Origin of the sequence: Shouchella tritolerans, assembly GCF_025770735.1 — a bacterium.
In the GTDB taxonomy this organism is placed as follows: domain Bacteria; phylum Bacillota; class Bacilli; order Bacillales; family Bacillaceae_D; genus Shouchella; species Shouchella tritolerans.
In genome coordinates this window covers 614,157-636,768 of sequence record NZ_JAODPB010000001.1, presented here as the reverse complement: position 1 = coordinate 636,768, position 22,612 = coordinate 614,157, and the positions used below count along the sequence as shown (strand labels likewise).

Annotated in this window: 13 protein-coding genes and 1 CRISPR repeat array; of the genes, 6 read left to right on the top strand and 7 right to left on the bottom strand. The window is 45.4% G+C overall.

Features of this window, described 5'->3' with window-relative positions; genetic code table 11:
* Positions 1-266: 266 nt before the first annotated feature.
* Together N6H06_RS02985 and N6H06_RS02980 are read left to right on the top strand one after the other, a co-directional pair.
* Positions 267-605, top strand: a complete 339-nt coding sequence (locus N6H06_RS02985) for a helix-turn-helix domain-containing protein (RefSeq protein WP_062745509.1) — start codon at positions 267-269, stop codon at positions 603-605.
* Positions 606-730: 125 nt separating this feature from the next.
* A complete protein-coding gene (locus tag N6H06_RS02980; RefSeq protein WP_263705603.1) occupies positions 731-862 on the top strand; it encodes a hypothetical protein in 132 nt (43 codons plus the stop codon).
* Positions 863-915: 53 nt separating this feature from the next.
* On the opposite strand, the gene N6H06_RS02975 is transcribed toward N6H06_RS02980, so the two are convergent.
* Together N6H06_RS02975 and N6H06_RS02970 are read right to left on the bottom strand one after the other, a co-directional pair.
* On the bottom strand, positions 916-1,530 hold the full coding sequence (locus N6H06_RS02975; protein WP_062745507.1) for a class D sortase: 615 nt from the start codon (positions 1,528-1,530) through the stop codon (positions 916-918).
* Positions 1,531-1,546: 16 nt separating this feature from the next.
* Positions 1,547-8,311: a SpaA isopeptide-forming pilin-related protein gene (locus tag N6H06_RS02970; RefSeq protein ID WP_263705602.1), complete on the bottom strand. Its 6,765-nt coding sequence runs from the start codon at positions 8,309-8,311 to the stop codon at positions 1,547-1,549.
* Positions 8,312-8,513: 202 nt separating this feature from the next.
* Here N6H06_RS02970 and N6H06_RS02965 point away from each other — a divergent pair, with 202 nt between their 5' ends.
* A complete protein-coding gene (locus N6H06_RS02965; protein ID WP_062745503.1) occupies positions 8,514-9,632 on the top strand; it encodes a response regulator in 1,119 nt (372 codons plus the stop codon).
* Between the two features lie 87 nt (positions 9,633-9,719).
* Positions 9,720-12,683, top strand: a complete 2,964-nt coding sequence (locus N6H06_RS02960) for a hybrid sensor histidine kinase/response regulator (RefSeq protein ID WP_263705601.1) — start codon at positions 9,720-9,722, stop codon at positions 12,681-12,683.
* Positions 12,684-12,831: 148 nt separating this feature from the next.
* On the opposite strand, the gene N6H06_RS02955 is transcribed toward N6H06_RS02960, so the two are convergent.
* Both N6H06_RS02955 and N6H06_RS02950 read right to left on the bottom strand, forming a co-directional pair.
* Positions 12,832-13,329: a hypothetical protein gene (locus N6H06_RS02955; RefSeq protein WP_062745502.1), complete on the bottom strand. Its 498-nt coding sequence runs from the start codon at positions 13,327-13,329 to the stop codon at positions 12,832-12,834.
* A gap of 227 nt (positions 13,330-13,556) precedes the next feature.
* A complete protein-coding gene (locus N6H06_RS02950; RefSeq protein WP_212954416.1) occupies positions 13,557-14,915 on the bottom strand; it encodes a PTS transporter subunit EIIC in 1,359 nt (452 codons plus the stop codon).
* A gap of 295 nt (positions 14,916-15,210) precedes the next feature.
* On the opposite strand from N6H06_RS02950, the gene N6H06_RS02945 reads away from it, so the two are divergent.
* On the top strand, positions 15,211-16,410 hold the full coding sequence (locus tag N6H06_RS02945) for an enolase C-terminal domain-like protein (protein ID WP_263705600.1): 1,200 nt from the start codon (positions 15,211-15,213) through the stop codon (positions 16,408-16,410).
* A gap of 82 nt (positions 16,411-16,492) precedes the next feature.
* Positions 16,493-17,200: a GntR family transcriptional regulator gene (locus tag N6H06_RS02940; RefSeq protein ID WP_263705599.1), complete on the top strand. Its 708-nt coding sequence runs from the start codon at positions 16,493-16,495 to the stop codon at positions 17,198-17,200.
* 109 nt (positions 17,201-17,309) lie between these two features.
* Positions 17,310-17,804: a CRISPR direct-repeat array (repeat unit 33 nt; unit sequence ATTTCAATCCACGCACTCACTAAGAGTGCGACA).
* Between the two features lie 331 nt (positions 17,805-18,135).
* On the opposite strand, the gene N6H06_RS02935 is transcribed toward N6H06_RS02940, so the two are convergent.
* From N6H06_RS02935 to N6H06_RS02925, 3 genes are read right to left on the bottom strand one after another with little or no spacing between them, the layout of a single operon-like run.
* Positions 18,136-20,778 carry an alpha-L-rhamnosidase gene (locus N6H06_RS02935; RefSeq protein ID WP_263705598.1) on the bottom strand — a complete coding sequence of 881 codons (2,643 nt, stop codon included), beginning with the start codon at positions 20,776-20,778 and terminating at the stop codon, positions 18,136-18,138.
* A gap of 15 nt (positions 20,779-20,793) precedes the next feature.
* Complete coding sequence (locus tag N6H06_RS02930) at positions 20,794-21,672, bottom strand: carbohydrate ABC transporter permease (RefSeq protein ID WP_212954419.1); 879 nt, start codon at positions 21,670-21,672, stop codon at positions 20,794-20,796.
* A gap of 15 nt (positions 21,673-21,687) precedes the next feature.
* Positions 21,688-22,572 (bottom strand): carbohydrate ABC transporter permease, encoded by an 885-nt coding sequence (locus tag N6H06_RS02925; protein WP_212954420.1) that lies wholly within the window; start codon positions 22,570-22,572, stop codon positions 21,688-21,690.
* Positions 22,573-22,612 lie beyond the last annotated feature (40 nt).

The window sequence follows — 22,612 nt, the reverse complement described above, 5'->3', positions numbered from 1 at the left end:
AAAATCAGTCTTTTCAAAATGAGGCGCCCTTTCAGTGGGTAAGAGGATACACGGCAGTAGCCGTACCGAATGAACTTTTCCCTCAATAGCCCGTGCAAGTCATGGGATTATGTAGGAAGGCGCTCCCATTTGTAGTCAGTTTACCCAACGTAAATTAGGGAGTCAAGCATTTTTCCCAATTTTACAGAGTGTTCATGTTCGTTTTGTTCCTTTACCCAACTTTTAGTTGTATAATTGTGACAATAACAAATAGGAAGGATTTGTTTATGGCTGAACTGAATGACCGCTTACGAGAGCTGCGAAAAGCACACCAGCTAACGCAACAAGAAGTCGCTTCGTTCCTTGGCATTACGGAAAGTGCATACGGCTTTTATGAACAAGGGCGCAACGAACCTTCGATTGCCAAATTAAAGCAGCTCGCCGAAAAATATAATGTTTCCATTGCGTATATTGCTGGAGAAACGGATATCAAAACCGCTCCGTCTGACAAAGTAAAAGAAAACGGCTCTTCTTATACGTTCACGAATTTAGATGAGGAAGAAAAAGAATTTTTAGGTGAACAGCTTGAATTGTTTCGCAGGCTAAAAAAGAAAAAAGGCGATTAATGTCCACTCAGTACGGATAGAAAGCGCTTAACAGCTCGTTTATCAGTAATAAGCAGGCTACCGCGTTTCCGAGCAACGCCTGTCTGTTAGCTGCTCCTTAAAATAACAGGAAAGGAAGTTTACCATTGGATCAATTTTCAATCGGAACGGCCCTTTATCAGATTTTGGCATTCGTGTTCTTGTTCGGCTTCTTTGGGCTTGGTGGTTATTTTCTTATTCTCGGCGTTCGCTATTTTAAACGTGAGTTAAAAAAATAAGACGAGCGACGGTTGGCACTAACCGTCGCTCGTCTGTTTGATTCTCTATTTCTCTACGCTTCGATCACATCAATCAAGTCGCCTTTCACCGCCACACGCTGCTGGCCCGATAACGTACACGTAATTAATGTAATTTCCGGTTGCTCTCCATCTTCTAACACGTCTACGTCAGTCGGTTCAATGATTTCCGTGCTCTTGACCACATAAACATACGTTTTGCCATCATCGGCATGAAGGCGAATTTCATCGCCTTTTTGCACATTTGGCAATTGCCGGAAATGCCTGTCGCCTCGGTAGCCACGATGTCCAGCGACAGCAAAGTTTCCTTCTCCTGGCACTTGTTCTTGCTTTATTTGCGTGAGCGTCAAGGCCAAGTTTTCATCCGTTGTTTCGTCAAGTATATACTGCTTTAAGTCAATCGCAGGGATTTCTAGTTCCATCACTGCTTCTAACTGTTCTTTTGTCCAAGGAGATGGTGAATCATCGGTCACTTCAGTGGTCTCTTCTCCATCCGTCTCTTCAATGGTCTCTCCCGTTTGGACAGCAGCCAGCGCTTTTTCTAGTTGAGCGACTCCATTTGCCTGCTGCCACTCTTGTGATAGCGGGACGGCAACAAGCGCCAGTCCCGCAATGATGAGCAACATTCCTATAAATGTCCTTTTTCGCAAGAAATGTCCCTTCTTTCTATCCCCTTTTCCTTGCTAAACGTCCGTTCACTAATGTAAGAGCGCCAATCGCCATCAGCAACAATCCGGCAACCATAAACACGAACATTTCTGTTTCGCCTGTTTGTGGCAATTGTCCCCCTGAAGCAGGCTGTGCTCCTTTTGAAAGCAGCGGACTTGGTTCACCGCCACCTGCTTTTGGTTGCCCTGTCTTGCCTGTTCCTGTGCCGCCGTTATTGTTTTGTGGATCAGTTGGCGTTTGGCCATCGCCTGGTTCTGTCGGTGGCTGCTTTGGCTCGCTAGGCGGTTGTGGTTCTTTTGGCTCCTCACCTGGCGGAATCAACGTATTTTCAACTGTTAGCACAAGCCGTTCTGTTTGGCCCTTGCTAATTTCAAACGGAATCGGCGTGTCGTTTAGCTGGTAGTCAGCTGGCGCCTTTGTTTCAACAAGCTGGTACATGCCTGGCGCTAAGCCATCAAGCTGTACGCTGCCTGATTCATCGGTTGTCAGCCCTTCTTCAACCATGTCGCCATCCTCTGTTAATACTGTAAAGACGGCCCCTTCCAAACGCGTACTATCGCTACTGTCAATCTTCACGATTTCAACGCTTCCTGGCGTGAGCGTATTTTCAACTGTTATGACTGGAGCAGCAGTCTGGCCTTTCTCAATCGTGAACACAATCGGCGTGGCATCTAACTGATAATGCTCAGGCGCTTTTGTTTCCACAAGTTGATAATCCCCTGGCGGCAGGTTGTTTATCTCTAGCCTTCCATGTTGGTCAGTAACAAGGTTCTCTTCCAATACATTCCCCGCTTCATCCAACAAGCTAAACACAGCTCCTTCTAAGAACAACTGTTGGTCAGCTGCGTCAACTTTTTCAACAATGACCGAACCAGGAATAAGCGTGTTTTCTTTTGTGACAGAAACGGCTGTTTTTTGGTCACGTTCAACGGTTACATCGATCGGTGTGGCATCAAGTTGATAGCCAAAAGGTGCTTTCGTTTCGACAAGCACATAGTCCCCTGGCAAAATGTCACTTAGGACAAGTTTGCCTGCATCATTGGTTGTGCCAGAAGCAACGACATCGCCTGTTTTGGTCCGCAGTTCAAACTCGGCCCCTTTTAAAGCGATTGTGTCATTGTCACGGTCAACCTTGCTCAACTCGATTTCACCGCGCACCAACTTGTTGAACGCAGTCACTTTTAGCGTTTCTTGCTGGCTCCGTTCAATGACAAACGGCAACGGTTCACTTGACAATTCAAAGCCTTGTGGCGCTTTCGTTTCGATAAACTGATACGTGCCTGGGGCAAGTTGTTCAACGCGCAGCTTGCCTTCTTCGTCTGTGGTTAGCCCTTCTTCTAAGACATTCCCTTCTCCATCAAGCAACGTAAATTCAGCACCCGCTAATGTCTCGGCTGTATCGTGTTGATTGACTTTCACCAATTCAACGGCACCTGGTATTAACGTGTTGCTCTTTTCCACAACCAGTGCTTCTTTTTGGCTGCGAACAATTTCGAACGGAATTGGCTTTTCGTCCAGCTCATAATCGGCAGGCGCTTTTGTTTCCACAAATGCATATTTGCCTGGTTTTAATCCTTCAACGACAATACGGCCGCTTGCATCTGTTGTGAGCCCCTCTTTGACCGTGTTGCCATTTTCGTCAACAAGCGAGAACTCGGCCCCTTCTAACAACAGCGCATCGCTTTCGCTGTCATGCTTTTCAAGCACCACGCTGCCTGTGACGAGTTTATTCACCGCTTTAACTTGAATCGCCTCTTGTTGGCCCTTTTCGATCTCAACTTTGATTGGCGTATTGTCTAACTGATAATGCTCAGGCGCTTTCGTCTCAATAAAATAGTAAACGCCAGGAGGCAAGTCAGTGACGACAATTCGCCCTTCTTCATCCGTGGTTAACCCTTCTTCAATGACCGTTCCGTCTTCATCTTCAAGGGTATAAACGGCACCCTCTAGACGGACATTTTCATTGTCTTCATCGACTTTGATTAACGTGGCCGCACCTGGTGTGAGCACGTTTTCGACGATTAGCTCTACTTTTTCAAGCTGGCTCCGTTCAATTGTAAAAGGACGCTTTGTATCGTCAGCTTGATAATGGGCAGGTGCTTGTGTCTCGACAAAGTAATACTTGCCTGGCTTCAAGCCTTCGACAAACACTGTCCCGTCCTCACCGGTAACGAGGCCTTCTTCCACAAGTTCACCGTCTTCTGTATAGAGGGAGAACTCTGCTCCTTCTAAAGCTGAGCCGTCTTTGCTATCTTGTTTTTTCAGTTCGACTGCTCCTGTGAGTAAGTGGTTTTCGACCTTTCTTTCAACTTGAATGGTTTCCTGTTGGCTTTTCTCGATTGTGAAAGGAATTGGCGTGTCATCGAGTTTATAATCAACAGGCGCTTTCGTTTCGACAAGCTGGTAATTGCCAGGAGCAAGCTGCTCAATCGTCAAATGGCCAGATTCATCTGTTTCCAGCCCTTCCCTTAAGACATTGCCTTCTTCATCAAGCAGGGCAAACACTGCTCCTTGCAGGGCAATGCGATTGTCATCGGCATCGACTTTTGTCAAACGTATGCCGCCTGTGACAAGGGCGTTCTCCTGCTCGCCAATAAACAGTTCTTTCTCTTGGCCCGCTTCGATTTCAAACGGAATCGGCGTTGGGTCTAGCTTATAATTTTCTAACGCTGTTGTTTCGATCAGTTCATAGGCTCCTGGGCGAAGGCCGCTTACTTTTACGAAGCCATCTTTGTCACTGACAAGATCCTCTTTAATCGTCTTTCCGTCTTGAACGAGCTTAAAGGACACTCCTTCAAGTGGTTCACCCGTGGCTGCATCGACTTTTTTCAAAACAGCGCTGCCTTTGATGATGACATTCTCTTTTGTTAAAAGGATTCGTTCTGTCTGTTTGTCGTCAATCGTGAAATCGATTGGCTGATTGTCAAGTTCATAACCGGCAGGCGCTTTTGTTTCCACAAACCGATAGTCGCCAGGTTCCAGTTCGGTTAATACAAGTTGCCCGTCTTCGTTCGTAACGAGCCCTTCTTTCAATTGCTCCCAATTGTCGCCTGCTTTTTTCTCTAATGCAAACTCCGCGCCAGCTAGCGCTTGTTTTGTGTCTTCATCGATTTTGGTCAACGCAACGTCACGGATGATTTTCTTGTTTTCCACCGTGATCGTTGTCGTTTCGCTGTCTACCTTTACAGTTTCAGCATCGATGCCGACAACATAGCCGTCAGGGGCGCTGTCTTCTTTTAACAAGTAATCGTCGTAGCGCAAGTTCCTGAATATCGCTTTGCCGTCTTCATCTGTCACAACTGTCCGCAAGGCAATTTTGCCTTCTTTGTCATACAGCGTAAAGCGTGCACCTGGCAACACTTCTTTGCTGTTGGCGTCGACTTTGATGACTTCTAGACTGCCGCGTTCCCCTGAGCCACTGCCACCACCGTCAGTGAGACGGACTTTGATCGTTTCACTCGAGTCTGTTCTTTCAGTTGTGATTTGTTTGCCTTCAAATTTAATCGTATTGCTGATTTCCTCGCCATCGCTTGCATTGATATACGACTGGTATTCGAGGATATACGGCCTGCTGATATCCTCTAAGAAGGAGAGGACAAACGTTTGCGATCCGTCATCAGCCGTGTTGATTTCAAGCGTATAATCTTTGTCGCGCTCCAGTTCTTCCGCTTTTGCAAACTGCCCATTATTGCTGACCGTGGTCGCATACAGGCGGAATGAGTCTTCAAGCAAGATTTGGTTCGCTTGCTGCTGGTCAATGACTTTTGCATCGGAAACTTTTGACTGGCCAGCGTTAATGGCGACGTTCCAATCAATGACTTTGCCATTTTGTTTGCCTGCTTTTTCAACGTAGCTGCCGCCGTGTTGAACGGTCACATGGGCGTTCAAATCAACTGGCTCTCGCCCTTCGCTGCTAAGGGTAGCTGTGTTGTCATAGCGGTCGACGATCAACTCGCCTTCCACACTTGTTTTGTATTCAATGATATAAGCTTCATCCCGTTCTCCTGGAAAACTTACATGGAAACCAGGCTTCTCATCGGAAAGCAATTCTAGTTCGTATTCGCTCGGATCCAGTTTCTCGCCTTTTTTAATGCCATTGCTGCCGCCGGTCAATTCAGCTCGATACACTTCGATCGACCCTTCGACAAGCGTTTGCTTTCCTTTGATGTAATCTGTGACATTCATCACCATCAAGTTCTTTAAGTCGTAGTTAATGCCGACCGTCCACGTGATTTCTTTTGTCACTGCATTGTAAGAACCATTTTTAAAGCCGTTGTTCGTTGTATATGTGTCCGGCTTGAAACCTGAAGCTGCCTCTTTCTCCCACGTTTTTCCGTCTTCCGTTGTCCACTTCATATGAACATGGTTTCGGAATTGGTCGCCTTTCAGCTCGTCATAATGGAACTTTGTTGTATACACAATCCGATGTGGTTCGGAGATCGGTTCATGAAAGCGGAGCGTAAAGCCTTCATCCGTCTGTTCCAACGTATATTCCGATGGGTCGACTTCTGTCCCTCCCCGCAACACTTTAAACGAATCTCTTACTAGCTCTAGTCCGCCGTTCGTAAACGTATCGGTAAAGAACACGTCTTTCATTTCATACCCATCGCGGTTAAAGTCGATGTGCCATTGGACTGTTTTGTCTTTATAGTTGATGTTGGAATGGCCTTTATGAAGCACTTGCTGGCTCGTGCCTTGGCTTCCATTTGCTTCTCTTCCACCTGATTTGACAATGTTATCAATCTTGCCGTCTTCCAAGACCCGTTCATTCGCTTTCGTCTTGTACGTAATCTTGTAGGCATCGTTGATGTCTTCCGTAAATTTCAACTCAAAACCGTGTTGCCCTGGCGTTACTTCATAATTATCTGCGTTTGTTGCTTCTTTTTCGTTGCCGTTTTCATCAAGGGTAATGCGCTCCACTTTAATTGAATCGGCAATCAAATCGTGGCTCTCGCTAAACGAATCGACCAACACAGCGTCTGCTTGTTTAATCGATTTTTCGTTGTAGTTGTAGTGGATTTCCCACGTAATCGTTTGTGTAGCTGGATCATAGTGGGCATTGCGCTTTGCTAGCGCTTCGCCGCGCTTTGTTGTCACGCTTGCTTCTGCCGACAGATCCTCGCTATCCTTGCCTGTTAACGTCGCTTTATTGGCATAGTTCGTGCCGTCTTCATCGGTAATTTCTGTGGAAAACACGACCCGATAAGCAGAAGAAATATCGCCAAACTGAATTTCAAACGGTTCTTCTGTGATCGTATACTCGCTCGGATCTACCCTCTCGCCTTGCTTGACACTGCCATCAAGCTGGACATCAAGTTTATAGACTTCAATTGAATCCTTTTTCAATGCTTGGTGCAGTTGAATCGGATCTTTCAGCACAGCTTGATTGATCGTCTTTAACTGTTTGTTAAAATCGACAGTCCACTCAATTTCTGTTGCATTGTAGGCACGGTTCACTTGTCCCCGTTTATCGATGTCCGATCCTTCTTTCGGTTGGAGCGAAATCGGGATGTTGGCCACCACTTCATCTTTGACGTCAAACACGACTTCACGATCGACGTCGCCTACAAGGTCCTCACGAATAATCGTCCGAAAGTTTAGCAGCCCATGGACATTCGATAATTCCTCAATTTGTTCGTTGAATGTCATGACAACCGTGCCGTCTTCCTTTAACGTAAAAGAACCGATTGTCGTATCTCCAAATGTGAGCTCACCATTCACGTCATTATAAACGTGGAAAATGTCTGGCAATGAAAACGTAAATGTCGAACCGCTTCCATAGCCATGGCCATTTGGAAGCTCCCAGGTGATTTCGATTTGAACATCATCACCGAGCGCTGGCTTGTTTCCTGGATTTTCATCAGCGTTGATCAAATTGCCGTCCCCATCCCTAAGGACGATGCCCGTAATAATATTTTTCTCGATTTCCCCGACAACTGCCTGGCTCACTACATTCGCTTCCGCTGCTTCTCCAGCTTCCGCCTCTAGATCAGTCGCCTCTGCGTCTTCTTTATTTTCCTTACTTGCTTCTTCTTGCTCTTCCTTACTTGCTTCTTCTTGCTCTTCCTTATTTGCTTCTTCTTGCTCTTCTTCAGTAGCGACTTCTTCCTCGTCTGCCTCTGGCGTTTCCATTTCTTTTTCAGTTTCAGGCGCTTGCTCTTTCGATTCAGGCGTGTCGCCTTCCTCGTTCACTTGTTCCTCTTCGCTGGACGCTGGCGCCTCTTCTTGAACTGGCTCTTGTTCAAGTTCTTCCTTTACCTGAAAAGACACTGGAATGACTTGTGCTGTGTCTCCAACTAGAAACACAAGATCGGCTTTGGCGGTTTCACCGATTGCGTCTTGCGAAAAATAAGCAGAAAGTTCAACCGTACCGCTTGCCTGTGCAGCTTCCTCTTGCTCAGGGAAAGACATGGCTAATTCTGTTCCATTTAGCGAGTATGTAACCATCTCGTCTCCATGTCCTTCTTCTTTCCATTCAATCTTGTCTGGCTGCCATTGCTCTGGCAACTTTATGTGGTATGTCTCTTGTTGTGTGTGTCCGGTTAACGACCAGTCAATCTTCACATGCACTTGGTCTTCCGCTGCTAGTGTGGCCTCTTCTGTTAATGGCTCCCCGTTTTCATCAACAAGGCTAGCCAAAGCTTCAAACGTGCTGGCCTCCGGCTCTTGTGCATACACTTGCACCGCTCCTGCTAACTGGGCAATAAATGTTTGCACCAGCAAAACAAAAATAAGCAATATCGCAGTAGCTTTGTTCTTCATTCTTGTCCCCTCCCTTTTTGCATTTTCACCAAAAAACACCTTTTTAGGCATTGATCAGCCTAACGAAATGTATCAAACCCATCTCCACAAAAACTATATAGTCCTCTACACCGAATTTATTACTAGTTTTTTCAAATTTCAGTAGGTTATCTGGGAAGAAGTTGCTATAATGAAGAAAAACATTGAAAAGGGGGTTCTCCGTATGAAAGCTGTGCTCGTGGATGATGAACCTCATGCACTGACTTTCTTGGAAAACCAGTTGCTTGGGGTTGGAGAGGTTGAAATCGCTGGATCATTTACTTCTGCTTCTACAGCGCTCGAATGGGTGCTGAGTACACCGCCTGACTTGTTGTTTTTAGATATTGAAATTGCCAATGTAAACGGCATGGAACTTGCCGAAACAATTTTAAGCAAACACCCTGATATTCAGATTGTGTTTGTCACAGCCTATCAAGAATATGCAGTCAAAGCATTTGAATTAAATGCTGTCGATTACATCATGAAACCAATCAGCAAGAATAGATTAAAAAAGACACTGGAACGCCTGCAAACAAAAAAACAGCAGGAAAGTGTCCCTGCTGAAAAAACAACGATATGTTGCCTCCCTTCGTTACAATTCTTTTCTGGAGAAAAACCGATTCATATTCATTGGCGAACCTCCAAAGCGAAAGGGTTGTTTTTATTTTTACTACACCATCTTGGACACCATGTCCGCAAAGACGTGATTATCGAGACTTTTTGGCCAGACAGCGATTACAAAAAAGCCTATGCGCAACTATATTCTTCTGTCTATTTGATCCGAAAAACGCTTACTAGCGTATTTCCTTCCATTCGAATTGACAACTTTGAACAGAGCTACACATTAGAAGTAGGCGACATCCACATCGATTATTTGGAATGGGAAAAGAAATGGAGCCAACTTCCAGCGCTTTCGGACAGTACACTTTCTGCTTACCTTACATTACTGGATGAATACCGAGGTGATTATTTACGCGAAGAAGATTATCTTTGGGCCGAGAACAAACGTGAACATTTAAAAAACCTGTGGCGCGAAACAGCGACTGCCGTGGCGAACTACCTTTTCGAGCGAGGCCAATACGAGCAGGCTGCTAGGCTAGGCCAAAAAATCCAAGAAATGTACCCATTTCTGGAGGAAAGCTATTGTATGCTCATGAAAATTTACGCAGCGTTAAACGAGCCTTTTTATTTCGAAAGGCAATATAACAAACTGGTCCACATGCTTGATGAAGAATTTGCCATTGACCCCTCCCCTGAACTTATCAAACTACGTGACGAATGCAGAAAACAATTGAATGAATAATCATCCCTACACCATCGCAAATGAACAGGCGCACCTACTTTCTTTCTTCAGAAAGTGAAAGTTGCTTGGATTTTGAAGGAGTCGCCTATGTCCACTAAAAAACAGCTTCTTATTGTATGTGTGTTTTTACTTACTCTGCTTATTATTCGTTTAGCTTGGAACGCGATGACAGGTTTGCCAGATCAACCAACAGCTAAAAACGGTGTTCTCGACTTAAACGACTTTGTTTTTTCCCAACCTGGTTATGTGTCACTGGAAGGGGAATGGCAGTTTACACCATTAAACGAAGAAGAAAAGACGATTAAAACACTTCTAGCACCATCCAAACGGGAAACAGAGGGCACGTACCAGCTCGATTTGCATGTGCAGGACACTGAGAGCTTTTATGGGCTCTACATCCATTTGCCACACGGGATTTTTTCAGTGTCAGCAAATGGGCAACGCTTGTATCAAACTTCGGCGGAAAACCGGGATATGTCACCGGTGGTCCTTTCCTCCCTTCAACCGGACGAGAACGGGCTCATCCGCCTGACGCTTCAAATGGAGGAGGTGGCGCTTTATTCTAAGTTTCCGACTCCACGGTCGCTTTATTTTGGCCCAAGTAAAAACATCGTTGGGAAAAATGCAATTGAGTCGCTTTTGCAAATGACGGTAGCCGCCATCATGCTCATTCATGGCGTATATGCTTGTATTTTAAAGATCATCAAACCTTCAAAAAAGGGGATTCTCTTCTTTGCGTCGGCCGCTTTCTTTGCGGCGGCGGCCGTCTTGTTATCAGACAACAAAGTGCTCGGTTACTTTATTGCGTTAAACAGTGAATGGGATAAGCGGTTGACGTACTTTTTGTACGCCGGACTCTCGTTCTCGTTTTTGTTGTTCGTCTTGCGCACATTTGCTCCTTCTTACAAACGGACAGCCATTGTGGCTACCACACTGTTTGGCATGTATTTTGCTTATCTTTTGTTTGCGCCGCTCTCTTATTTTTATAAAACAAGCTTTTTGTTGTCGATTGCTCTTGGGGTTACATTTACCATGATTGCTGTGATCATGTTGAAAGTGATGCTCGCCCGAGTAAAAGGGGCATTGCTCCTCTACTTGGCGGCGCTGGCTGTTGCCTCCAATGTCCAATGGACCATCCTATACGGGTACGCCGATCGTATTGCTACGCCAACACTAATGTTTTATCCTGTTGATTTAACAGTTGCGTTTCTATGTTTTTCAAGCTTCTGGTTTTTGCGCTTTTTCCAGTCTGAAGACGAAAACGTAAAATTGTTGGAGAAGCTGCAACAAGAACATAAACAGAAAGACCAATTTCTTGCCTCCACTTCCCATGAAATGCGCAACCCACTACATGGGATGATGAACATCGCCCAAACCGTCGCAGCAGAAAACAAACAAGTTCTTGACCAAAAAAGCCAACAGAGTTTAGAGTTGCTCGTTTCAATTGGCCGTCGCATGTCTTACTTGCTCAATGATTTAATCGACCTAGCTGTATTTAAAGAGCGAAAGTTGACATTGCAACAAGAAGCAACCCAACTTGAGCCAATTATTCGCCGGACTGTGGATACATTGAACTTTTTAATCGATAATGAAAAAACCCGTTTCGTTGTCGCTATCCCGAAAGATTTCCCGCTTGTGTTTGCCGACGCCAATCGCGTAAGCCAAATTTTGTTTAACTTGCTTCACAATGCCGGCAAGTTCACGAACGAAGGCACGATCACGATTGCCGCTTCACACTCAGGGAAGCTAGCAACGATCCGCGTGACCGACACAGGAAAAGGGATGGACAATAGCACAAAGGCACGCATTTTTGAACCATACGAACAAGGGGCAAACGCTGACAACGAAGGGTTAGGGCTTGGACTGGCGATTTGCAAAGAGCTAGTCGAAATGCATGGCGGTCAAATCAACGTCGTCTCGTCACCTGGCCAAGGCACAAGCTTTTCCTTTACATTGCCGCTGGCAAACAGCACAAACCAACCAGCAGTCGCCACCGTGCTAGCAACTGAACAACCAAGCGATGCTGCCGCCGCCCAAGCGCCACAACAGACTCAAAGGGAAGCACCATTTCGGATACTGGCCGTTGACGACGATCCCGTCAACTTAAAAGTGTTGCGCCATGCCTTGTCGACAAAGCCATATCAGTTGGTGACAGAAACGTCTCCTAAAGCAACGCTGCGAAAAGTAGCAGAAGAGCACTGGGATTTAGTGATCGCTGATGTGATGATGCCGGAAATGTCAGGCCTTGAGCTCGTCAAGCACATCCGCCAAACCTATTCCGTTTCCGAGTTGCCGATTTTGCTTGTTACAGCCCGGACACAACCAGAAGACGTTTATGCAGGCTTTCGTGCAGGGGCAAACGATTATATTGGCAAACCAGTCGATTTGCTTGAACTACAAACACGGATTGAGGCCATGCTTGCCTTAAAGCAAGCGATTGAAGAGCAGTTGCGCCTCGAAGCAGCTTGGCTGCAAGCGCAAATTGAACCACATTTTTTATTTAATACGCTAAACACGATCGCCTCCCTTAGCACTGTTGACACAGATAGGATGCTCGATTTAATCGCTGAATTTGGCCGCTATTTGCGCGCCAGCTTTAACGAAAAAAACCTGTCTCCTGTCATCCCGCTAAGTGAAGAACTCGACTTGCTCCGCTCCTATCTTTACATCGAACAAGAACGATTTGGCGAGCGCCTGCAAGTCAAATGGGCGATTGACGAGCATGTTGATTGCCTGGTGCCGCCCCTTTCCATCCAGCCCCTTGCCGAAAATGCCATCCTTCATGGCATTTTAAAGCAAGAAGCAGGTGGAACATTAGAAGTGCATGTGTACAAAAAAGACGAAAAAGCGCACATCGCCATTAAAGACGACGGAGTCGGCATGGACCAAGACACACTGAATACACTCTTCACACAAACCAAAACAACGAAAAAAAGCATTGGCCTTGCCAATACAAACTTACGGCTCCAAAAACAACTAGGAAACGGCCTTTCCGTCTCTAGCGAAATTGGCAAAGGCACGACCGTTTCCTTTACAGCGCCCCTTCGGTAACAAAAAATGGCCGTAGCACAAGAATCGTTCTTATGCTATGGCCGCTTCTGTTTTCCAGTAGCTTCGCCTGGCTGCACGGGGCGACAAGCTGACAAGCCTATGAGTTAATTTCCTAGCCGGTTCGTTTCATTTTATGCAGCATACGACATCACTGTACTTCTAATACAAACACGTAGCTAGCATGCCCCTCGTGCCATTCGCCATACAACTCAACAATAACTGAATCCATCCCTTTATAATCAGTTAACAGAATGTCACCGTCGACAAAACGTCGTTTTCCGTCTTCCCAAATATAATAATCCATCGGCTTTGGCGGATTGACTGAACCAAAATCAATTTCAAGATCGTCTTCCCCAGCCACAGCAATCGAATCCATATGCTTTGCCTGCTCATGAGGAGGAGCCATGTCAACTTCAGCCCTCGTCATGGTGCCATCGCTATTTTCAAATTCCCAAGAATAAGCGCCAAGCGCTGGTTGAAATGGTTTGTTGCCGATTGTCATCGTTGGAATAGGAGGCTCGTTAACACCGGCTTCAAGTTTCGGTTTTTCTTCTATTTCTTGTCCTCCCGCTGCAAACATTCCGCACCCAGCTAAAGCAGCGCTCAGCCATACAAAGAGAAAAACCATTCCCATCTTTTTAGCCATCCCTCTATCGCTCCTTGAATGGTTTTTTTAGCGTCTAACATTCATTTGCTACATGCTATGCTCCATTCGTTTCACCTATCTTCTTTTTCCAGGGGCCAACCTCCTTCTTTTGCTACGATAAATCTATGGGAAGAGACGTGTTGAATCGCTTCTTGTGTTCCCATCTTAGTTGGACAACGGCGATGGCTTCGTTCCTCTACTCTCGCGAATTTGCTCATTTTTTCACATTAATGGCTGTTCACTTCTTTGCTTTTTAGTGTGAAATAGGTCACTGCAAACCCTATTCCAACTGATAAGACAATGCCAAGAATCGCAAACCAGAAGTACGGCCCGACATAAGCGACAAGACTAACAATACTTGAAAGAATGTACCCGTAAATACGGACACCAAGAAGCGCAAAGAATGTCGCCCCAGCCATGCTGGCAATCGTACAAGCAATAAACGCTTTTTTGTATTTAATTAACACCCCAAACAAAGCAGGTTCCGTGATGCCGAGCACAGCAGATACTCCAGCCGACAAAATCACCGATTTTTCCTTTTTGCTTTTTGATTTGAAAAAGACCGCAAACGTTGCCCCTGCAATCGCCATGTTTGTCATTAAGAACATCGGCATCATCATATCAAACCCGTTATCAGCGAAATTCTGCAAGGCAATGGGTGTCATCGCATGGTGCATGCCAAACACAATCGCAATTGGACGAATGCCGCCAACTACTACGCCCGCTAAAATAGGCGAAAGATTAAACAACAGTTCAATAAACGAAGCAAGCAAACTGCCAACATACGCACCTAGCGGACCTGTGGCAATTAGCGCAAATGGAATCGCAATAAACAGCGTTAACGTCGGTGTAAATACCGTCCGAAGCACATTTGGCATATATTTATCGACATATTTGTTAATATAGCTTAACGCCCAAACAGACAGGATAATCGGAATGACCGTTGCACTATAATTTATGACAGGCACAGGCAGTCCAATAAAACTAAATTGGGTCACTTCACCTAGTTTCGCTGCATCCAATAGCGATGGATACATAAATCCACCTGCGACCGCCAAGGCTAAATACGGATTCGTTTTAAATATCTTTGCTGCCGAAGCTGCCAAGAAGAAAGGCAAGAAATAAAATACGGAGCTCGCCACGAGATCAAGAATAATGACGGCATCACTCTCATCCGATAGCACATCCAATGCAATGAGCCCCGCCAAAATTCCTTTGATCATCCCCGCTCCTGCAATCGCAGGCACGATCGGGCCAAACACACCAGAAACAACGTCTAACATCGCCCCAAAAAAGCCCTTTTTCTTCGCAGGCTCTGAACCGCTTTTGGCCCCTGCATCAAGCCCTAGCTCTTCTGTCAAGGCTGCATGGACTTTTTGCACATGCGTGCCAATGACGATTTGGTATTGGTCATTGGTCAGCTGATCTCCTAATATGCCCTGTAATTCTTTTATTTGATCACGTTCTATTTTTGAGAAATCATGCAAATCAAACCGAAGTCTGGTCATACAATGCCATACTTGTTTAATGTTGTTTTTACCGCCTACGTATTCAATGATAAGAGGGATAAGTTCGTTGTCTTTCATAAAAGCAGCCTTCCTTCACTTTCGAATTTGATGATCATCGACAGGCATATCGTAGCATAAGAGCCCCAAACTGAAAACGTTTCAAAAAATACCAATAGAAATGAAAAATCCTTATTTATCAGTACTTACACAAACATTCACCCAAAATTGGTATGGGAAATACTCGTTTTCCCCAATGCATTTCTAACCAAATTGACCCCTTGATTTCCATATGCTTTAATCAACAGGAAAACAGGTAGAAACTATGGCCTCATGCCGTTCTATAAAAAGGAATCAATGAGAAGGAGTGCATCCCGTGGAACCAAACATCATTACATCGATCGAAGCATTTGTGACCAACCCCCATCGCCATAATTTTGTCGTAGTAAAAGTCGAGACAAGCCTAGGCCTTACTGGCTATGGATGCGCCACGTTCCAACAGCGCCCGCTTCCCGTCAAAATGGTCGTAGACCAATACTTAACTCCGCTTTTGATTGGGCGTGACGCCCACGATATTGAAGATTTATGGCAAATGATGATGGTGAACGCGTACTGGCGCAATGGCCCAATTATGAACAACGCCATTGCCGGCATCGACATGGCGTTGTGGGATATGAAGGCAAAGCTTGCAAACATGCCGCTTTACCAATTATTTGGCGGAAAATCGAAAAGTGCGATTGCTGCATATGCCCATGCAGACGGGCTTACTTTGGAAGAATTGTTCGAAAACGTGGATGGACTAATCAAGCGTGGCTTTAAACATATTCGTTGCCAACTTGGCAAATATGGCGGCAAAAACCAAGACATGCACTTACCAGAAGAGCAACTAGAAGGGGAATATTACGATCCTGATATTTACATGAGGGATGTTGTGCGGATGTTTAAAGCACTCCGTGAAAAATACGGCTATAGCCTCCATTTTCTTCACGATGTCCACGAACGGCTTTCGCCGATCCAAGCGATCCAGCTTGCCAAAGAGTTGGAACCGTATAAGCCATACTTTTTAGAGGACGTTTTGCCCCCTGACCAAAATGAATGGCTCGCCCAACTACGTGCTCAGTGCACAACGCCAATCGCCACAGGAGAATTGTTTAATAACCCGATGGAGTGGAAGCACTTAATTGCCAACCGGCAAATCGATTACATTCGATGCCACGTTTCACAAATAGGCGGGATTACACCCGCATTAAAACTCGGTGCGTTATGCAGCCAGTTCGGCGTGAAAATAGCCTGGCATGGCCCGTCGGATATGACGCCCATCGGCGTAGCGGTCAACACACACTTGAACATTCACCTCCACCAGGCTGCCATTCAAGAAATTCAAAAACCGGAAGCCATCATTGAGGAAATGTTTCCTGGTTCGGTCCAAGTCAAGCAAGGCTACATTTACCCGATTGATGAAGTTGGCATTGGTGTGTCATTTGACGAAACGTTGGCGCAAGACTACCCAGTTGTGTACCGAAAACATGAGTGGACACAGGCCCGCCTGCCAAACGGCGCCATTCATACGCCATAACGATAAAAGCCTTGCTTGCAGTGTGCAAACAGGGCTTTTATACTAAATGAAACGATTTCTGCATTTTTATGAGGGGAGAAACATGAAGAAAAGACAATTTGTCGCCGATGACTTGCTAAGCAAAATTTATCAAAATAAATATGCCCCTGGCGAAAAACTGCCAACGGAGAGAGCCCTTGCCACACACTATCAAGTCTCTCGTTACACCATCCGAAAAGCAATCAAAAAATTAATAAACATCGGCAGTGTACAAGTTGTGCAAGGCTCTGGCATTTTTGTCACAAAAACAATTAGGGAAAGCCCTCTTATTTATAACTCATTAACCGAAAAGAAATTTAAAGACATTCAATCAACGATCATTACAATGCAAAAGAAATACATGACACCCGAAATAGAAAATATATTTGACATGAAAAACGACTTTGTATGGGAGTTTACACGCGTACGGATCGTCGATTACCAAAAGGTACAAATTGAAACGACACAGCTTCCCTGCTCCTATTTCCCTGATCTAACAGAAGAAATTGCTGCCGGTTCCGTCCATGAATATGTCCAACAATGCGGCTATGACATCTCCCACTTTATTACCACTTACAGTGCCGTCAACGTGACAAGAGAACAAGCCAATTTGTTAAATTGCAAAAAAGGCATCGCAGCCATGAAAATTGTCAATCGCGGCATTCTTAACGACGGACGCGTCTTTGAATACAGCGAGCTCATTAACTTAGACTACGCAGTTTCATACTTCACCCCGTTTAACCGCTTTAAACACCAGTTCAGAAAAAAATAACGAACGAAACCAAACACCAACTAGCTAGCAAAAGCTGTTCCAGGAACAGGCGTTATCCGTCCCTTCCCTCACCTGGAACAGCTTCTTTCATGTTATCCAATAGGCGGTTAGTTCAATCGACGCACTCACAAAGAGTGCGACATGGATGTCCTTTAAGCCACTTGTTATCGCTTTATTCAATCCACGTACTCACAAAGAGTGCGACCCATGTTGGGTGAATGTTTCTGCTCCAATTAAGGAATTTCAATCCACGCACTCACAAAGAGTGCGACGAAATCGAAATAAAAAAACATGGTATTACATGGACATTTCAATCCACGCACTCACTAAGAGTGCGACGTTGTCCCATTTTTTATCACCCTCTCTTTGTATAAATTTCAATCCACGCACTCACTAAGAGTGCGACAAAGTACGACTCGTAAGCCAGCTCTTGTTGCGATATTTCAATCCACGCACTCACTAAGAGTGCGACAAGAATTACACACAATCACAGCAAGACTTAGAAATTTCAATCCACGCACTCACTAAGAGTGCGACACAGTGGGGCTATTTTATCGCCGAATCAATGGACATTTCAATCCACGCACTCACTAAGAGTGCGACAGCGAAATTCCCCTATTTATTGGCAGCAAAACAATCAATAATAGGAAAAAGCCGCTCTTTTCTTTTATTCTATCATGGCATATGGACATCATTTTACCCATTATTACACATATTGTTTCATATTTAAGCTCTTTTTTGGTGCGGGTGATCTAGGGATTTTATGTGCGCTTGGGGTTCGCACCAAGCGTGTTTATCCTAATCAACCGATTCACTTTACTCATTTCTTTTTGATCTTCTTCAATCATACAGAACTTTTCGCTTGCTCACAAAGAAACGATTGAGGGGAGTCGGTTCCCTTCTAACCACCCTTCTCCCCTATGAGGTTGTGTCGGCTATTGTTTTGCCAACCTTGCTTGATATGTGTATGAAAATCGGCCTGATCCCTGCTTGATTAAGACGCTATCGTCACGTATATGCCTGAAAACCGTTTCTGCCTCTTCCGGCGTAACATTTTCTGGATCTAATTGTAGCGCTTTCAATTCTTCCCGGTTTGCTACGGCTGGGAGGCAAATATACGCGCTTGTGTTTTCTGGAACGGTTCCTTTTATTGTGAATGTTTTCCCTTGCAATCGCCATTCCGACGACAGCTTTCCGTAAGGCGTTTTAAGGGAGCCTGTTGCATACGTTAGCTTTTCCGTAAGTTTTGGCGCAATGATCGCTGTTTTGTAGCCTGCTTGAACGGCATCTAGCCCTATGATATGTTGGTACATCCAATCACCAATTGAGCCATAGGCATAGTGGTTAAATGAGTTCATGTCTGTGCTCCAGAATGAACCATCTTCCTTGATGCTGTCCCAATGCTCCCACATCGTTGTAGCGCCTCGGTCAACTTGGTAAAGCCAAGACGGATACGTCCGTTGAAACAACAATTCATAGGCTACATCGGTATAGCCATTGTCAGACAGCGCATGGCACAAGTATGGTGTGCCAACAAAGCCTGTCGTTAAATGGGTGCCATTTTGGCGGATTAATTCAACAAGGCGTGCGGCAAGCCCTTGGCGTTGTCCGTCTTCTGCTAAACCGAAGTGGAGCGTGAGCACATACGCGGTTTGTGTGTCAGAGTACAACCTGTCAGGTGCGGTCATGTATGCCTTTTGATACGCTTGTTTGATTTGCTTAAACAATGCTTTGTATTGATGGTAATCGTCGACTTTTCCAATGACACGGGCCGTTTTTGCAAGCAGCTTTGTGGAATAAGCATAATAAGCCGAAGCGACTAAGTCATTGTCTGTTGCGCCGTAGTAACTATTTTCCTCGGCATCTAAAGCAAGCCAGTCGCCTAATTGAAATTCATTTTGCCAAAGGAGGCCGTCCTCACTTGTGCTGCGAATATAGTCCACCCATGCTTTCATGCTTTCGTATTGTTCGTGAAGGACTTGGTCGTCTCCAAAGCTCCAGTACAGCGTCCACGGGCAAATAACAGCTGCATCTCCCCAGGCAGCGCATGTACGGCCTTTGTTCCCTGAAAACTCTCCATTTAAAATGTCAGGGACGACAAATGGCACAGAACCGTCTGCGCTTTGGTTATAGGCCAAATCGCGAAGCCATTTTTGAAAGAAACGTTTCGTCCCCATGTTAAAGTTGGCTGTACGAATGAATATTTGTGCATCCCCTGTCCAGCCAAGCCGCTCATTCCGTTGCGGGCAATCGGTTGGCACATCAACAAAATTGCCTTTTTGCCCCCAGAGGATATTATGTTGGAGCTGGTTGATTGACGAATCAGACGTGTGGAAATGGCCTGTTTGCTCCATGTCTGAATGCAGCACCAAACCAATGAAATCGTCGATGCGGACGTCTTCAGAGAAACCGACAAGTTTAACAAACTGGAAGCCTTGGAACGTAAAATGGGGCCTGTATACCGCTTCGCCCTCGCCACTGCAAATATAGGAAACCGTTTGCTCGGCGGCCCGCAAATTAGCACGGTAAAAGTTGCCGTCGCGATCAAGGACTTCCCCATGGATAAGTTGGAGCTTTTGCCCTTCTTTTCCCCTCGCCTTAAATTCAATGACGCCAACCATGTTCTGCCCCATATCTAAAACGAGCTCTTGCTTCGGTGTTTTAAATAACCGCCTTGGCCTTATCTGTTCAATCACTGCGACTGGTTCGTTTTCTTGAGCAACGAGATGTGCTTTTGGATAAGAAAAGATACGCATATGGCCGATTGGTTCACACTGGATTCGCCCATCGTAAGTTTCGCCGTTATATAAATCGGACATTTGAATCGGTGTGGCCAGTTCCTGCCAGCTTTCATCTGTATAAATCCAATCGACTGAACCATCTTCGTATACGATTCTCAGTTGCAGCAACAACGCATTGGCATTGCCGTACGTATTCTTTTCCCCTTTCCACCCTAAGTAACCGCTATACCAGCCTTCTCCGACGAGAGCGCGAAGCTCATTGTTTTCCTTTAGACAGAGGCTGACATCATACGCCTGGTATTGGATCCGATCATGGTAATTGGTCCACCCTGGCGTTAATGCATAATGGCCGACTCGCTGCCCATTTAACGTTAATTCGTAAAGCCCTAAGCTTGTAGCATACAAAATCGCCTTTGCGATTGGTTTCTTTGCCTGAAACTGGCGGGCACAAGCAAATGTATTGGCATCGCTATTAGCCGCGCCTGTAATCCAGTCTGCTTTCCACTCAGTCGCTTCCAAAATGCCCATTTCAAAAAAAGAGGCGCCACTCCAATCGGATTTTTCCTCTCCTGCCCATACACGAACACGCCAGTAATAGCGTTTGTACGATTCCAGCGGCGGCCCCTCATAGCGGATGGCAAGCGACTGACTGGAAAAAACGCACTTGGTCCATATTGCTTCCTTTCCTTCTGCATCCATGCTTACTTGAATGTCATAACGTGTCTGCTCATAATCAGGTCGATCACTTTTCGTGATCCAACTAAACTGTGGCGATTGGCAATCAAGGCCGATCGGATTTCGCCTATCCTCACACCGCATTTCTTTTACAGCAATCATTCGTCCGCTCCTCCTTTATCCTTTCACTGCTCCACTTGTCATGCCTTTCATGACAAGCTTATTCAAAAATGTATACAACAGTAAAATGGGCACAATCGCTAGGGCAATGGAGGCAAAAGTCGGCCCCCATTCTCTTTGACCATATTCGCCGGCAAAGCCCATTAACCCTGTCTGAATCGTTCGAAGATCTGTATCACGAATAAAGCTCATCGCAAAGATTAAGTCATTCCAGACAAAAAAGAATTGCACAAGAGCGACAGTGACAATCGCGTTTTTAAGCAGCGGAAACGCAAGCTTAAAAAAGATTTGGTAAATGGACGCTCCATCCACAACAGCGGCTTCCATCAACTCATTAGGCATCGATTTAAAGTAGCTTACAAATAAAAAGATGGTCAGCGGCAAACCAAACACCAAATAGACAAGGCCGAGTCCAAACAAGCTATTCAGCAAATTGATATTGAAATAGATTTGGAATAACGGCAGCAAAACAATTTGCACAGGAATCATAATCCCTGCTAAAAACAACAGCATGACCACGTTCTTTAACTTCCAGCGCAACTTTTCAATCGCAAATGCTGCCATTGAACCAAAGAGGATAATGCCTATAAGCGCAGGAAAAGTCACGAAAATGCTGTTGCGAAAATAGACGCCCATATTTCCTGTTTTCCACGCTTCTACGTAGTTTCCTAGGTAAACCCCCTCAGGCAACGCATTCATTGAGTTTGTTATGAATTCAGACGGTTCTTTTAACGAAGACAACAACAACCAAATCACGGGATAAACGGTTATAAGCAAAAAGACACCGACCAACCCTTTTCCGAGTACAGATAGCCAAACGCCTCTTTTTTTGCCTGCCCCTATCGTTGCTCCACGTTCAGCAAGCGTTGCTTTCATCGCGATTCCTCCTTTCTAGGCAATGTTTTTTCTGGCGAACCGGTAAATCAACAACGTTACGAGCAAACATATAATGAGCAAATACACGGCAATTGCGCTCCCATACCCGTACTCTCCGTAAGAAAAGGCCGTATTGTACATATACATCGTAAGCATTGTTGTGCTGTTTCCAGGCCCTCCCCCTGTTAAGGCAACGGCCGATTCAAATACTTTTAATGTCCCATTTAAACTAAAGATTACGGCTGACAACAAAATCGGCCTAATCATTGGAAGGACAATGCTTGTCACAAGGCGCAACCCGCTAGCCCCATCGAGCCGTGCTGCTTCAATCACATCATCGGGCACATCGATTAAACCGGCGTAAAGAATGACTGCGTAAAACCCGATAGAACGCCAAATGTCCATTATGACCAATACGGCAAATGCCGTATCTCCTTGCGCCAGCCATGCTTGGACGTACGAATCTAAATGTAGCGTGGCAAGCAAGTCATTGACCAACCCTAGCTGCGGCGAAAATTCAAAGAGCTTTGAAAAAAGCTGGGCAACTGCCACTGCCGGCAAAATAACAGGAAAAAAGACCAATGTTCGTATAAGTGAGGAGTGTTTTTTCAGGAAAAAGACAAATAACAGCGCCAAGCAAAGCCCAAGGACAACTTGGCCGGTCGTTACAAATGCCGCATAGCGTATGCTTGCAAAGAGGCTATCTAAAAAATGCTTGTCTCTTAAAGCAGCCGTATAGTTTTCAAACCCAACAAAGTCAAACCCACGAAGCGGCGATCCGGAAAAAAAGGAATAGCCGATCGACCAAATCGTTGGCACAATTAATAATAAAAGATAAAAAAGCAAAGCCGGCCCCACAAAAAATAGGATTGTTTTTTTATTTCCTAATACTTTATCCATCAAGCGCTCCTCCTTTCAAAGGGCCAAGCCCAGGCAGGCC

Bases quoted from the DNA above. Each gene is read 5' to 3' on its own strand.
- N6H06_RS02965 (WP_062745503.1), top strand. From the start codon at position 8,514: ATGAAAGCTGTGCTCGTGGATGATGAACCTCATGCACTGACTTTCTTG.
- N6H06_RS02970 (WP_263705602.1), bottom strand. From the start codon at position 8,311: ATGAAGAACAAAGCTACTGCGATATTGCTTATTTTTGTTTTGCTGGTG.
- N6H06_RS02935 (WP_263705598.1), bottom strand. From the start codon at position 20,778: ATGATTGCTGTAAAAGAAATGCGGTGTGAGGATAGGCGAAATCCGATC.
- N6H06_RS02955 (WP_062745502.1), bottom strand. From the start codon at position 13,329: ATGGCTAAAAAGATGGGAATGGTTTTTCTCTTTGTATGGCTGAGCGCT.
- N6H06_RS02940 (WP_263705599.1), top strand. From the start codon at position 16,493: ATGAAGAAAAGACAATTTGTCGCCGATGACTTGCTAAGCAAAATTTAT.
- N6H06_RS02960 (WP_263705601.1), top strand. From the start codon at position 9,720: ATGTCCACTAAAAAACAGCTTCTTATTGTATGTGTGTTTTTACTTACT.
- N6H06_RS02985 (WP_062745509.1), top strand. From the start codon at position 267: ATGGCTGAACTGAATGACCGCTTACGAGAGCTGCGAAAAGCACACCAG.
- N6H06_RS02950 (WP_212954416.1), bottom strand. From the start codon at position 14,915: ATGAAAGACAACGAACTTATCCCTCTTATCATTGAATACGTAGGCGGT.
- N6H06_RS02925 (WP_212954420.1), bottom strand. From the start codon at position 22,572: ATGGATAAAGTATTAGGAAATAAAAAAACAATCCTATTTTTTGTGGGG.
- N6H06_RS02930 (WP_212954419.1), bottom strand. From the start codon at position 21,672: ATGAAAGCAACGCTTGCTGAACGTGGAGCAACGATAGGGGCAGGCAAA.